Origin of the sequence: Peribacillus sp. NPDC097224 (genome assembly GCF_044761985.1) — a bacterium.
GTDB lineage: Bacteria > Bacillota > Bacilli > Bacillales > DSM-1321 > Peribacillus.
The window spans coordinates 1-13,032 of record NZ_JBIWDK010000020.1 but is presented as its reverse complement, the minus strand read 5'-3'; the positions used below and the strand labels follow the sequence as shown (position 1 = coordinate 13,032).

Below are 13,032 nucleotides of genomic sequence, written 5' to 3'. Positions count from 1 at the left end.
TGACTTGCTCATTTTGCTTTTTTATAGTGTGTGCTCACTCAAAATTTACGTTGGCGCTTTGTTTTGTTCAGTTTTCAAAGAGCAATTATTCAATCACTTACCTCGTAAGCGACTTTATTATCTTACCACGCATCCAAGCTCTTGTCAACATTTATTTATGTTGTTTTGTTGATTGAATGTTTATTAATTTGTTTGTCATTGTTGCGACTCCTAATATATTATCAGGTTGTTTTATTTTCGTCAATAGATATTTTACTATTTTATAAAAAATACATGGCTTGCCTCCACTTTCGTTAAATCAATAGAAGCTTCAAGGAGTTTTCCTTGAAGCTTCTTTCAACACCTTCCGCTTTCACTTCTATACTATCCAGTATCCGATAGCCGCTAGAGCAGCAACTCCCGGTATCCCAAGCAGTCCAGCAACCGCAGAGGTCACTAAATTGATCGGGACATGAATACCCGCTTGATTACCCAGCATATTAAGGAAGAATAAAAAAGCTGCCCCAATGATGACTTTTATAATGCCTTGTCCTATAAATCGAATGGGTTTCAATGGTGCTCCTATAATTAAAAGAACAAGAATCAAACCGCCAATTACAGCCACAAAAACAATTGGTTCCAATCTCATACCTCCCCACAAGCTTGTATTACACTTATATGTTGGATGATATAGATAAAGAACCGGCCCAAAAAAATGGTTATAAAGGAAACCCCTTATAACCACGGTCTATCATCTTTGTATGCGTACATTTCTTCTTTTCACTTCTCTAAATAAGTAGAAATACTTCACTTCCGCTAACCTCGTTTGTGCGATTACTTCTACAGATGGGTCTACACTTTTTTCAAGTAAGGATTTTTGGTTATGCCAATTCCTTTTCAACTGTTCAAGTTCCCCTATCAACGCCTCATTATATTCGTTTCGAAGCTGTTTTTGTTTACGAAAGAACACGCGGAGTCCTCCAAGCTATCTTATATTTCTCTTCTTCCTTCTATTGCTTTTGATAGAGTCACTTCATCTGCATACTCCAAGTCCCCTCCAACCGGAAGTCCGTGAGCAATCCGCGTCACTTTAATTCCCGATGGTTTAAGCAACCGGGAAATGTACATGGCCGTCGCTTCTCCTTCGATATTAGGATTCGTGGCCAATATGACCTCCTGTACCGTTTCATCTTGAAGTCGCTTCAATAAATCAGGAATATTTATATCTTCCGGACCAATACCGTCCATTGGCGAAATACTGCCATGCAATACATGATACAGGCCATTGAATTCCCTCATCTTTTCCATGGCTATGACATCCTTAGGGTCCTGCACGACACATATCAAGTCCCTATCTCTTCTTTGATCCTCGCAAATATAGCAAGGATCCTGATCCGTTATGTGCCCGCATACTGTGCAGTACATGAGATTTCGCTTTGCATTCACCAACGCTTTCGCAAAATCCAAAACAGTATCTTCTTTCATGCTCAGTACATGAAAGGCTAATCGAGCCGCAGTTTTCGGCCCTATCCCCGGCAATTTCATAAAGCTATCAATAAGCTTGGAAATCGGTTCTGGATAATGCATCAAATTCCTCCTAAAATTTCAAAAGAAACCCCCTTGAAAGGAAGTTTCTTTTAAACTTGCTTAAAACATGCCTGGAAGGTTCATTCCCTTGGTGAATTGTCCCATCGTTTGGCTTGTTAGTTCTTCTGCCTTTTTCAAAGCATCATTGGTAGCAGCCAACACTAGATCTTGCAGCATATCGATATCATCCGGGTCAACGACTTCCGGTTTGATAATGACATCTACGATTTCCTTATGTCCGGTTACAATAACTGTTACCATTCCGCCACCAGCTGTTCCTTCAATCTTCTTTTCACCTAACTCTTCTTGTGCCTCTGCCATTTTCTTTTGCATTTTTTGCATTTGTTTCATCATATTTTGCATATTACCGCCACGCATACCCATTTTTCCTACCTCCAATTATTCTTTAATTTCGAGCAAATCATCTCCGACTAACTTTCTTGCTTCGGCTATGAAAGGGTCTTCTTCTTTTGATTCCGTTTCTTCTGGGCCTTCAAACTGTTGTGTTGAAATAAAATCCTCCCGCAACTTCTGCCACTGACTCTCCGGAACTCCGGCTATCTCCATACGATGACCAGTTAATTGCTGCATGATAGAGGCGATCACTTCTGTGAAACGGTTATTTTCCATCGCCATTTGGCAATGAATATCATATTTGAATTTTACCACAAAAGCTTCCGTAGACGCAGCAACAGGTTCCGCTTCCGTCAACAGAGCCGCGAGTGACTTTTGGTTTTGCTGCCCTAAATGTTCAAGCACTTCCCCCCATTTACTCTTTACACCCTGTAAATTAGGTTTCGTAGCTTGCTTCAATACTTGGTTTATCTTTCCCGTCGGCGCCTTGTAAGCCTTTTTCATCGACCGTTGGGGTTTTGCCTGTTCCGCCGGTTTTTCAGAAACAACGGCAGCAATTCCATTTTGCTGTAAATCCATCATTTGTTTTTCCAACGCTTCTATCTTTTGAAGCAATTGTTGGACCTTCCCGTTATCCATTTCATTAGGCTTTTGCTCATTACATAGCTTCACCAGGGAAACTTCCAGGAATATACGGGGATGGTTCGTCCACCTCATATCTTGTTGCGTTTGGTTGAAACTTTCAATAATCGAATAGATCGATTTAGAAGGGATCACTTCTGCCAACTCCTTGAATTGCGGGTCAATCAACACCCTTTCAAAGGATTCTGCAAGAGATGGGGCAGCCTGGAACAGAAGCATGTCACGGAAATAATAAATCATATCTTCAATGAAGCGGGCTGGGTCTTTTCCCATAGCCAATAATTCATCAAGGACTTCAAGAGCCACGGCAACTTCCTTATCGTATATCGCTTTCGCCAATCTACTTAAGAACGATTGAGACACGGAGCCCGTTACCGTTAAAGCATCTTCCACCGATACCGTTTCGGAACTGAATGAAATGGCCTGGTCAAGTAGACTAAGCGCATCACGCATCCCGCCCTCGGCTGCTCTGGCAATGATGTGAAGAGCCTGCTCATCACAGGAAATCCCACTCTCGGCGATGATTTGTGACATCCGTCCGACAATGTCCTGTGGTTGTATTCTTTTAAAATCAAATCGCTGACAGCGGGAAATGATCGTTAATGGAATTTTATGAGGTTCAGTCGTCGCCAATATGAAAATGACGTGCTTTGGTGGTTCTTCCAATGTTTTTAATAAGGCATTAAACGCCCCCTGCGAAAGCATGTGTACCTCATCAATAATATAAACTTTATATGTAACCGCATTCGGTGCATATTTGACCTTATCACGAATGTCACGGATTTCTTCGACGCCATTATTGGATGCTGCATCTATTTCAATAACATCTGATATGGAGCCATCGGTGATTCCGCGGCAAGTAGCACATTCGTTACAGGGTTCACTTGTAGGCGCATGTTCGCAGTTAACTGCTTTTGCAAGTATTTTGGCCGCACTCGTTTTCCCTGTCCCACGCGGTCCCGAGAATAAATAGGCATGAGAAACTTTTTGCCCGACAAGAGCATTCTGCAACGTTTTCGTCACATGCCCCTGTCCAACAACATCAATGAACTGTTGTGGCCGCCACACTCGGTATAATGCCTGATACCCCACGGAAATCCCTCCTTATTTTCTCCATCATTTCTATTATACCGTACTGGTTTCCTTAATTTCAAAATCCATTAAAGAAAAATGCTCCGATGAACCGAATTACCTTCTTAACGCGCAAAAAAACCCACCCTTTACGAATGAGTTTTTTGATTATGTAAAATAACTGCCGTGCACCTTCCGTCGATTAGCAACCATAAGCGTTACTTAAGCAGTTAGCTCAGCCCAGGCAACCCTGCGGCACATGAGAACTTCCACTTAATGCTGCTTCCTTCCGGACCTGACATGGTTCATGGAGACCCATTGCGCAGGACCCGGGCGTCAACACCACTTACTTAAGGCAGACCCTACAGAATGCTAACCTCGAGAAGGAATTCAACCTCGCTAGAGCGGATTGCGAGTACAGGGCACCGCTACCTCCCCGTCTAGCACGGCAAATGTGAGACCAATATTCATAGCGTCACTACGACGCATATCTTATTATACTAAGGTTATAAAAAAAACGCAAGTGTTGGGCATGGATTGGCAATGCTCCATTTTTTAGGAGGTGAAAAACTGACTCTTAGTTTCACGTCATTAATTTTCTGTTACCTGGCTTTCTTCCCTTTTCTTTTGCTTCAGCGCTTTCTTTCGATTCCTCAGTTGTTTAAAGAAAGCTGTTAAAGTCCCGCCACACTCTTCTTCGAGCACACCGCTCGTAACCTCACATTGATGATTGAACCGCTGATCTTGAAGTAAGTCCATAAAGGTTCCCGCACAGCCTGCTTTTGGATCATGGGCACCAAATACGACCCGTTTCACCCTTGACTGCAGAATTGCGCCAGCACACATCGGGCATGGCTCCAGTGTGACATAAAGCGTCGCCTCTTCAAGTCGCCAACTACCAAGTTCCACACACGCTTCATTGATGGCAAGCAGCTCCGCATGGGCTATCGCGTTTTGGTCCGTTTCCCGCAAATTATGACCTCTCGCAACGATCCGGTCTTCTATAACTATCACGGCCCCAATTGGTACTTCATTCAGTTGGCGCGCTTTCTCAGCTTCACCCAAGGCTACGTTCATATAATATATATCATCTTTCATGAAAAAACCCCCTTTTACTAAGTAGGAGTAAATAGACAAATATAAGACAAAATAAAGGTCAACTACTTATTCTAATGAATAGTACCGTAAGCAGCTACCTGTCGCAAGTAATTTTGCATACTTAAGGAGGATACTACATGAACCGACCTGATTCCCCTTCAATCGCCCTACTGATTATCGATATGATCAATGACTTTAATTTTGATAATGGTGATATGCTCCTTCAACATACTAAAGCTATCATGAAACCGATAATAGAATTAAAAAGATATATGAAAGAAAATGGCTATCCAATCATTTATATTAACGATCACTATAAGTTATGGCAGGCCGATTACAATAAAATCATCGAGACCTGCAAGAATGAAAGAAATGCTAATCTAATAGAAAGAATCAAACCAGAGCAAGATGAGTTCTTCTTAATCAAACCGAAGCATTCCGCTTTTTATGGAACGGCACTGAACACGCTTCTCCATCAACTTCATGTAAAACGTTTGATCCTCACAGGGATTGCCGGTAACATCTGTGTCCTTTTCACAGCCAACGATGCTTATATGAGAGAATATGAATTATGGGTTCCTGAAGATTGTATCGCTTCTGCCTCAAAGGATGATAACCATTATGCACTGACCATGATGAACCACGTCCTTAGAGCTTCTACAAAGAAAAGTTCATTGGATTTTTGAGTATTTTCTTTCGTGCTTACCAGTCATTCTCTACAATTTGGAACCAACAAAATACCACAGAATCCTCCCAGTTGTGTTACAATATCTTTTGGCTGAAAAACATAACAAACTGGAAGTTTCAGTCCGATACCTCATTGAAGGAGGACAGAATGGATGAAAACCATCCCATTTATCACTGTCGAAGGACCAATTGGTGTGGGAAAAACATCACTTGCAAAAGTAATTTCTGATCACTTCAACATTTCTTTATTGAAAGAAATCGTTGATGAAAATCCATTTCTTGGGAAATTTTACGATAATATCGATGAGTGGAGCTTTCAAACAGAGATGTTTTTTCTATGTAACCGTTATAAGCAATTAGAAGATATCGAAACCAAGTTTCTCACCAATGAACAAGCCGTGGTGGCTGATTATCATATATTCAAGAATTTGATTTTTGCAGAACGAACGTTAAAGGACGAACAGTACAATAAATACATTGAAATATTTAACATTTTAACTCGAGACATGCCGAAGCCAAATATGGTCATTTATTTGAATGCTAGTTTAGACACACTCTTAACTCGAATTAGCAAAAGAGGGCGTGAATTCGAAAAAAATATCAGTCCTAGTTACCTACAACAGCTATCCTCAGATTATCAAATATTCATGGAAACGTTCGAACAACAGCACCCAGACATACCCGTCCTCACATTTAATGGGGATGATTTAGACTTCGTCGGGAACAAGAACGATCTAAATATGATGATTAACCAAATAGAGAATGCCCTGCAAAAAGGAGTAGTACCACATGAACTTGCGTAAAAAGTATAATATCCCGAACAATGCTGTCATTACAATAGCCGGTACGGTTGGCGTAGGTAAATCGACGATGACGAATGCCTTGGCGGATGCCCTGCAATTCAGGACATCCTTTGAAAAGGTGGATGCCAACCCTTATCTTGATAAATTCTATGATGATTTTGATCGTTGGAGTTTCCACCTGCAAATCTATTTCCTCGCTGAACGTTTTAAAGAGCAGAAAAAGATTTTCGAGTATGGCGGTGGCTTCATTCAGGACCGATCCATTTATGAAGATACGGGGATTTTTGCGAAAATGCACTATGAAAAAGGCACTATGAATGAAGTGGACTACGAAACGTATACCAGCCTGTTCAACGCCATGGTGCTGACACCTTACTTCCCCCACCCCGATTTGGTCATCTATCTTGAGGGTTCAATCGATGATATCCTTAATCGAATCCAAGTACGTGGACGTCCGATGGAACAGCATACACCGATTGAATATTGGCAGGAAATGCACAATCGTTACGAGGAATGGATCAATCAATTCAATGCCTGTCCGGTCCTTCGTTTAAACATTAATGAATATGATCTTATGCATGATGAAGCTAGCATCGAACCTCTTATAAAACGGATTGCTGAATACATGGAACAAACCCGTTTACTACGTAATAAATAAATAAAAACCATTGGCATTGGTGCCAATGGTTTTTTTGTTATATCAGAAAACAAAAATCCCGTTACATTTCTGTAACGGGACAACGATATCCAATTTATGCGCTGTGGTTATTAATAAGTTATGGAGGAGGTAGAGGGATTCGAACCCCCGCGGGATTTGACTCCCCTGTCGGTTTTCAAGACCGATCCCTTCAGCCGAACTTGGGTATACCTCCGTATCAACATTTATTATATTACACCGATTCACAAAAGAAGTCAAGCACTCTTAGAACACTTTTTTAAAATAATTATTAGTGGACCAGATTACCCTTTTCGGGGTCTGGTCCACATTATGATTTTAAACATTATTTTGGCTTGATGACTTCCGCACCACGCATATACGGGCGTAATACTTCAGGGATGATGACCGTGCCGTCTTCCTGTTGATAGTTTTCCAAAAGAGCGGCTACTGTCCGTCCAATGGCAAGACCTGATCCATTCAATGTATGAACGTGTTCCGGTTTGCCTTTCGCCTCACGACGGAAACGGATATTGGCCCGTCTAGCCTGGAATGCCTCAAAGTTACTGCATGATGAGATTTCCCGATAGGTTCCATAGCTTGGAATCCATACTTCAAGGTCATATTTTTTAGCGGCAGTAAATCCAAGGTCACCCGTACACATACTCAGCACTCGGTAAGGCAATCCAAGTAATTGAAGAACTTTCTCGGCATGACCTGTAAGCTTTTCTAATTCTGCGTATGAATCTTCCGGCTTCACGAATTTAACTAATTCCACTTTGTTGAATTGATGCTGGCGAATTAACCCGCGTGTATCCCGGCCTGCAGAACCTGCTTCTGAACGGAAAGATGCACTATATGCCGCATAGCTGATTGGCAGATCATCGGCACTCAAGATTTCATCACGATGGAAGTTGGTAACCGGTACTTCCGCAGTAGGAATCAAGAAATAATCCTCGCTTTCAATTCTGAATGCGTCTTCCTCGAACTTAGGCAGCTGTCCTGTACCTGTCATGCTTGCACGATTGACCATATAAGGAGGAAGCATTTCCTCATATCCATGTTCTTCGACATGTAAATCCAGCATAAAGCTAATCAATGCACGTTCCAAACGGGCACCAAGACCTCTATAAAAGACAAAACGGCTACCCGTCACTTTCGCAGCTCTTTCGAAGTCCAGTATACCTAGATCACCAGCCACATCCCAATGGGGCTTAGGTTCGAATGTGAATTCCGGCAATTCACCCCATTTGCGAATTTCCACGTTATCATCTTCCGTTTCACCTACAGGAACACTTTCATGTGGAATATTCGGTATAGAAAGGAGCAACTTCTCTAATTGCGCTTCTACTTCACGTAGTTCTTCGTCATACCCCTTTATTTGATCGCCAACCTGACGCATCTCCGTAATCAGTTGGTCTGCATCTTTCTTCTCCCGTTTTAAAACGGCTACCTGTTGAGATACTTCATTTCGTTTACTTTTTAACTTTTCTGTATCCGCAATTAAAGACCGGCGTTTAACGTCCAGTTCCTCGAATTTACCCAAATCGGTCAAATCTTCTCCCCTGAATTGCAAAACATTCTTTAACTCTTCAAAGTTATTTCTTACGTATTTCAAGTCCAACATTACATTTCCTCCTTATTTACTGATGATTTTACTCGAGAACGCAAAAAACTCCCGTCCCCTGAAGAAGGGACGAGAGTTAACCCGCGTTGCCACCCTAGTTAAAGGTGTACGAAAAAACACCTTCCACTTATCACGATAACGGCTTATAGCCGAAAGTAATTACTAGCCTAGTAAAGGCGTTCCATACTTTACTCCAGGAGGGATTCATAAGACTCTCACACCGATTTGCACCAGCCACCGGCTCTCTTAAGAAAGAAGCACTTATTACTTTTTCCTGTCATGGTTTTCTCGAAATCAAATTGTTTTCCATAATGTACTATAATTTTACACATTACGCAACCATTTTATACACGAAAATTAAAACCAGCCTTTAACCGTAGAGGCTACACTGCTCCATACATCACCGAAGAATCCACCGATTGCGCGCATTGATAATACGAACCAGTTAGCTTTATCAACAGTTTCAGCAGCCACTAAATCGACTTTCGCTGTATCACTATTAATAAATCCATAATCTTCACCCTGCTTAGGAGTTACAGCGATATAACCCAGCTTCTCCCCTTTTTTGATTGGGGCTGTTAACTTACCATCTTTATTCAACTTGCTTTTATCAACTACAACTTTAGTATTATATTGATCTTTTTCGCCGTTTTCGACTAGCATTTCAATCGCTTTCTTAGATTGAACTTTAATGCTGTCTTCCTTCCCTTTCACGACAGCCAGGCTTTTGCTACCTTTTACTTCGTAATTAGCAGGAAGGACTTTTTCTTTTTTAAATGTACTGTATGCATAATTCATCAGCTTAGTGCTATCGGCAAAACGTTCGTTTTTAGTAGTGGATTTCATCACTACCGTTATATAACGCTGCCCATCTCGGATGACTGTGCCCGTATGAGCGTAACCAGCGTAGTCTGTAGAACCTGTTTTAAGTCCATCTACACCCTCATATTCAAAAATTAGACCAGGTAACATCCAGTTGAAATTAGAATACTCTTTTCCATCTCGGAACTTCAGCTTAGAAATACTGGCATAATCTAATACTTCCGGATAGTCGTTAATTAGACGATAAGCAAGAAGTGCCGTATCTTTAGCTGTCATGACATTCTCTTCATCAGCCTTACCAGTAGGGTATTCCCCTAAAAGATCCGAGTTATTTAAACCACTCGCGTTAACAAATTTATAATGCTTCAGTCCTAATTTACCAGCTTTTTCATTCATCAATTTCACGAAATTCTTTTCACTGCCAGAAATTAGCTGCGCAAGAGCTACTGTTGCAGCATTTCCTGAATAGACAGCCATAGCTTGGTATAGTTCCTTAACTGTATAATCTTCTCCTTCAGTTAAGCCAATATTCGACAAGTTCGGTGCCTTTGAAAGATCGTGAACATACTTATTTATTTTAACCTTTTGATCCCAAGTGATTTTCCCATTTTTAATCGCTTCCATGATGATATACTCTGTCATCATTTTTGACATAGAAGCAATGCCTAAAACTTTATCGGCATTTTTTTCGTAGACGATTTGCCCTGTTACTCCATCAATGATGATGGCAGCCTCTGCCTTTAAGCCTAAATCAGTTTCAGCTTGAGCCTTCTGTGGTTGATAGGCAAATTGTGACATAACAAGAACAAAGACAAAAGTGAAAACGAGAGTAATCTTGCTGATTTTTTTCAATTTCCAATACCTCCAACTATTAAGCTTATCTCTATAGAATACAAAGAATTCTATGTAATCCCCTTGACACTTTGTCTAGTTTATCACAGAAAAAATAAAAAAAATAGACAGAGTAATCGAAGACCCTGTCTATTTTTACAATAAATTTTTATGACAATCATATGTTAATTTGATTACATAGAGTAATTGGGAGCTTCTTTGGTAATTTGTACATCATGTGGATGACTTTCTCTTAATCCAGCACCCGTCATCTTAACAAACTGAGCATTATCTCTCAACTCTTCTAATGAACCAGTTCCGCAATAACCCATACCGGACCGGATTCCACCAATTAACTGATAGATGGTTTCTGATAGTGGCCCTTTATAAGGAAGTCTGCCTTCAATTCCTTCTGGCACGAATTTCTTATTATCTTCTTGGAAATACCGATCTTTAGAACCCTTTTCCATAGCAGCAACGGAACCCATTCCCCGATATACTTTGAAACGGCGTCCTTGGAAAATTTCCGTTTCTCCAGGGCTCTCAGTTGTTCCGGCTAACATGCTACCTAGCATAACGGCATGACCACCTGCAGCAAGTGCCTTGACGATATCGCCCGAGTATTTAATTCCTCCATCTGCGATAATCGTTTTACCGTGCTTTCTTGCTTCTGTAGCACAATCGTAAACAGCGGTGATTTGTGGGACACCCACACCGGCAACCACCCGAGTAGTACAAATTGAACCTGGTCCGATCCCCACTTTAACAACATCGGCTCCTGCCTCGATTAAAGCTTTCGTTCCTTCGGCAGTTGCAACGTTTCCTGCGATGATTGTTAAATTAGGATAAGCCTCACGGATATCTTTTACTACGTTAAGGACCCCAGCAGAGTGACCATGTGCCGTATCTAGTACAATAGCATCTACTTGAGACTTCACTAGCATTTCTACACGTTTCATTGTGTCTTTGGTTACTCCCACCGCTGCACCTGCAAGTAGTCTACCTTGCTTATCTTTAGCGGAATTAGGAAACTCGATGACTTTTTCAATATCTTTAATTGTAATAAGGCCCTTTAATACGCCTTGATCATTTACAAGAGGTAGTTTTTCAATTTTATACTTTTGAAGAATCTTTTCAGCTTGTTCCAAGTTTGTTCCAACCGGGGCCGTCACAAGATTCTCCACAGTCATTACACTGGAAATTTTCAAGGAGAAATCGGAAATAAATCGCAAGTCACGGTTTGTAATGATACCAACGAGCTTTTGTTCCTCTTCATTATTAACGACAGGAACACCTGAGATCCGGTATTTACCCATTAAATGCTCTGCGTCAAACACTTGATGATCGGGCGTCAAGAAAAATGGATCCGTAATGACACCACTTTCTGACCGTTTTACTTTATCAACCAGTTCAGCTTGAGCCTCAATCGACATATTTTTATGAATGATACCTAATCCACCTTGACGGGCCATCGCAATTGCCATTTCAGCTTCTGTTACGGTATCCATTCCTGCACTGATGATAGGAAGGTTAAGCCTTAAATTTTCTGCTAGATTGACCTGAAGATTAACATCTTTCGGTAAAACCTCTGATTTTGCCGGTATTAATAGGACATCATCAAAAGTTAAACCCTCTTTTGCAAATTTATTTTCCCACATTTTTTTCCCCTCCTACTTAAAAATATTATTTGTAGGTTATCAATTGGTTATACTACTGTCAAGATAAGAATGAAATGTTTGATTATTCTATTAATTAAAAGGAGTACTCATTATGCCTGAAAACAATGATAATTTCGATAAATTCACCCCCTTTTTTTCGGCTACTTCTTCTCAACTTTTTTTACAAAAACGTTATACCCAAGGAAAAATAGAAGATGCCGAAAAAAAAAGTTATGAAAACTGTTACCCATTCATTTACTATATTGAGCACTCTAAAATCTACTATAACCAATCAGCCAAAGCACCTCTTTGCATACAACCAATATTATCCTTTTATGGGTTTACCCATTTATTAAAAGCCTGCCTCCTTACCGTTAATCCTAACTATCCGGAGTCTACCTCTTTACTTGCCCATGGAGTCACGACAAGGAAAAGAAAAAAACAGCAATATGATTTTTTAAAGGATGAAGTAAAAACACAGAAGAATGGACTTTTCACTTCGGTTGCCGAAAACTTATTCCATATTAAACATTTGGAAGGGGAGAAGTTTTCGATGGAATCCTTATTGGCAGAAATTCCTGAATTGCAATCGATTGCGTGGACCCATTCCAAAACAAATTTCATCACGCCCGTTTATATCCATGATAGTTTTGAACTACCTTCTTCTATACTCGATAGCTACCAAATGACGACCGACCGTTTCTTCGAATTCATGAAGGGTAAAACGAAAGAAGTAACTGACTTGAAAGAGATGAAGGGGAAGCTATCATTAAAAGTAGATGGGCCACTCGGCATGAATGGGCCCTCTCCTATGCGATTCAATATGGAGGCTGAACTTTTTATGCTATCACTCAATAAGAATTCACCGGCTTTTTCACTACCTGAACTCCTGATTCATTATTTAATCTCATACAACCTTAGTATAATAGCTCGTTATGAAACAGAATGGTGGGCAGAACTCCTGAAAACGATGCCGAATGATGATTACCCCTCTATTGTGCAGTTCCTTAAAATAAGCCAAGCCAAGATACCTTTGTTAGTCTTCGAATGGCTTAAACCTGGAAGTCTTGGTCGGTGAAATCCCTGAAAGATCATAAGTCACTAGGGGCATACACCCCTTTTTTGCACACAAAAAAAGGCCAAGCCTAATGGCTGACCTTTGAAATGGCTTGGCGGCGTCCTACTCTCACAGGGGGAAACCCCCAACTACCATCGGCG

At 40.8% G+C, this 13,032-nt stretch carries 13 protein-coding genes, 1 tRNA gene, 1 other RNA gene and 1 other annotated feature; of the genes, 4 read left to right on the top strand and 11 right to left on the bottom strand.

Features of this window, described 5'->3' with window-relative positions:
* Nucleotides 1-358: 358 nt before the first annotated feature.
* The 7 genes from ACIQXR_RS20500 to tadA form a co-directional block, all read right to left on the bottom strand.
* Nucleotides 359-628, bottom strand: coding sequence for a pro-sigmaK processing inhibitor BofA family protein (locus ACIQXR_RS20500; RefSeq protein WP_402876139.1), 270 nt, complete (start codon nucleotides 626-628; stop codon nucleotides 359-361).
* A 102-nt stretch (nucleotides 629-730) separates the two neighbouring features.
* Nucleotides 731-949 carry a YaaL family protein gene (locus ACIQXR_RS20495; protein ID WP_402876137.1) on the bottom strand — a complete coding sequence of 73 codons (219 nt, stop codon included), beginning with the start codon at nucleotides 947-949 and terminating at the stop codon, nucleotides 731-733.
* A 20-nt stretch (nucleotides 950-969) separates the two neighbouring features.
* Nucleotides 970-1,566, bottom strand: a complete 597-nt coding sequence (gene recR / locus ACIQXR_RS20490) for a recombination mediator RecR (RefSeq protein ID WP_402876135.1) — start codon at nucleotides 1,564-1,566, stop codon at nucleotides 970-972.
* A gap of 60 nt (nucleotides 1,567-1,626) precedes the next feature.
* Nucleotides 1,627-1,944 (bottom strand): YbaB/EbfC family nucleoid-associated protein, encoded by a 318-nt coding sequence (locus tag ACIQXR_RS20485; protein ID WP_402876141.1) that lies wholly within the window; start codon nucleotides 1,942-1,944, stop codon nucleotides 1,627-1,629.
* A gap of 21 nt (nucleotides 1,945-1,965) precedes the next feature.
* On the bottom strand, nucleotides 1,966-3,654 hold the full coding sequence (gene dnaX / locus ACIQXR_RS20480) for a DNA polymerase III subunit gamma/tau (protein WP_402876133.1): 1,689 nt from the start codon (nucleotides 3,652-3,654) through the stop codon (nucleotides 1,966-1,968).
* A 163-nt stretch (nucleotides 3,655-3,817) separates the two neighbouring features.
* An RNA gene (gene ffs, locus ACIQXR_RS20475) (signal recognition particle sRNA large type) lies at nucleotides 3,818-4,082 on the bottom strand.
* A gap of 142 nt (nucleotides 4,083-4,224) precedes the next feature.
* A complete protein-coding gene (gene tadA, locus ACIQXR_RS20470) occupies nucleotides 4,225-4,731 on the bottom strand; it encodes a tRNA adenosine(34) deaminase TadA (protein ID WP_402876132.1) in 507 nt (168 codons plus the stop codon).
* Nucleotides 4,732-4,868: 137 nt separating this feature from the next.
* Here tadA and ACIQXR_RS20465 point away from each other — a divergent pair, with 137 nt between their 5' ends.
* The 3 genes from ACIQXR_RS20465 to ACIQXR_RS20455 all read left to right on the top strand — a co-directional run bounded on the left by ACIQXR_RS20465 (nucleotide 4,869) and on the right by ACIQXR_RS20455 (nucleotide 6,879).
* Nucleotides 4,869-5,417: a cysteine hydrolase family protein gene (locus ACIQXR_RS20465; RefSeq protein ID WP_402876131.1), complete on the top strand. Its 549-nt coding sequence runs from the start codon at nucleotides 4,869-4,871 to the stop codon at nucleotides 5,415-5,417.
* Nucleotides 5,418-5,570: 153 nt separating this feature from the next.
* Entirely contained in the window at nucleotides 5,571-6,221 is a 651-nt protein-coding gene (locus tag ACIQXR_RS20460) for a deoxynucleoside kinase (protein ID WP_402876129.1), read from the top strand.
* Nucleotides 6,208-6,879, top strand: a complete 672-nt coding sequence (locus tag ACIQXR_RS20455) for a deoxynucleoside kinase (RefSeq protein WP_402876127.1) — start codon at nucleotides 6,208-6,210, stop codon at nucleotides 6,877-6,879. Before ACIQXR_RS20460 ends, ACIQXR_RS20455 begins: the two co-directional genes overlap by 14 nt.
* Nucleotides 6,880-7,000: 121 nt before the next feature.
* On the opposite strand, the gene ACIQXR_RS20450 is transcribed toward ACIQXR_RS20455, so the two are convergent.
* From ACIQXR_RS20450 to guaB, 4 genes are all read right to left on the bottom strand, one after another.
* A tRNA-Ser gene (locus ACIQXR_RS20450) sits at nucleotides 7,001-7,093 on the bottom strand.
* A 129-nt stretch (nucleotides 7,094-7,222) separates the two neighbouring features.
* Nucleotides 7,223-8,503 (bottom strand): serine--tRNA ligase, encoded by a 1,281-nt coding sequence (gene serS, locus ACIQXR_RS20445; RefSeq protein WP_402876126.1) that lies wholly within the window; start codon nucleotides 8,501-8,503, stop codon nucleotides 7,223-7,225.
* A gap of 62 nt (nucleotides 8,504-8,565) precedes the next feature.
* Nucleotides 8,566-8,793: a binding site (T-box leader), on the bottom strand.
* Nucleotides 8,794-8,860: 67 nt separating this feature from the next.
* A complete protein-coding gene (locus ACIQXR_RS20440) occupies nucleotides 8,861-10,177 on the bottom strand; it encodes a D-alanyl-D-alanine carboxypeptidase family protein (RefSeq protein ID WP_402876124.1) in 1,317 nt (438 codons plus the stop codon).
* Between the two features lie 173 nt (nucleotides 10,178-10,350).
* Nucleotides 10,351-11,814 carry an IMP dehydrogenase gene (guaB, locus tag ACIQXR_RS20435; protein ID WP_402876122.1) on the bottom strand — a complete coding sequence of 488 codons (1,464 nt, stop codon included), beginning with the start codon at nucleotides 11,812-11,814 and terminating at the stop codon, nucleotides 10,351-10,353.
* A 112-nt stretch (nucleotides 11,815-11,926) separates the two neighbouring features.
* Between guaB and ACIQXR_RS20430 the strand changes: the two genes are divergently transcribed.
* On the top strand, nucleotides 11,927-12,892 hold the full coding sequence (locus tag ACIQXR_RS20430) for a YaaC family protein (protein ID WP_402876120.1): 966 nt from the start codon (nucleotides 11,927-11,929) through the stop codon (nucleotides 12,890-12,892).
* The last annotated feature ends 140 nt before the right edge of the window (nucleotides 12,893-13,032 follow it).

Excerpts from the sequence above, each read along its gene's own strand:
- ACIQXR_RS20500 (WP_402876139.1), bottom strand. The coding sequence starts at position 628 with ATGAGATTGGAACCAATTGTTTTTGTGGCTGTAATTGGCGGTTTGATT.
- recR (WP_402876135.1), bottom strand. The coding sequence starts at position 1,566 with ATGCATTATCCAGAACCGATTTCCAAGCTTATTGATAGCTTTATGAAA.
- ACIQXR_RS20485 (WP_402876141.1), bottom strand. The coding sequence starts at position 1,944 with ATGCGTGGCGGTAATATGCAAAATATGATGAAACAAATGCAAAAAATG.
- tadA (WP_402876132.1), bottom strand. The coding sequence starts at position 4,731 with ATGAAAGATGATATATATTATATGAACGTAGCCTTGGGTGAAGCTGAG.
- ACIQXR_RS20465 (WP_402876131.1), top strand. The coding sequence starts at position 4,869 with ATGAACCGACCTGATTCCCCTTCAATCGCCCTACTGATTATCGATATG.
- ACIQXR_RS20460 (WP_402876129.1), top strand. The coding sequence starts at position 5,571 with ATGAAAACCATCCCATTTATCACTGTCGAAGGACCAATTGGTGTGGGA.
- ACIQXR_RS20455 (WP_402876127.1), top strand. The coding sequence starts at position 6,208 with ATGAACTTGCGTAAAAAGTATAATATCCCGAACAATGCTGTCATTACA.
- serS (WP_402876126.1), bottom strand. The coding sequence starts at position 8,503 with ATGTTGGACTTGAAATACGTAAGAAATAACTTTGAAGAGTTAAAGAAT.
- guaB (WP_402876122.1), bottom strand. The coding sequence starts at position 11,814 with ATGTGGGAAAATAAATTTGCAAAAGAGGGTTTAACTTTTGATGATGTC.
- ACIQXR_RS20430 (WP_402876120.1), top strand. The coding sequence starts at position 11,927 with ATGCCTGAAAACAATGATAATTTCGATAAATTCACCCCCTTTTTTTCG.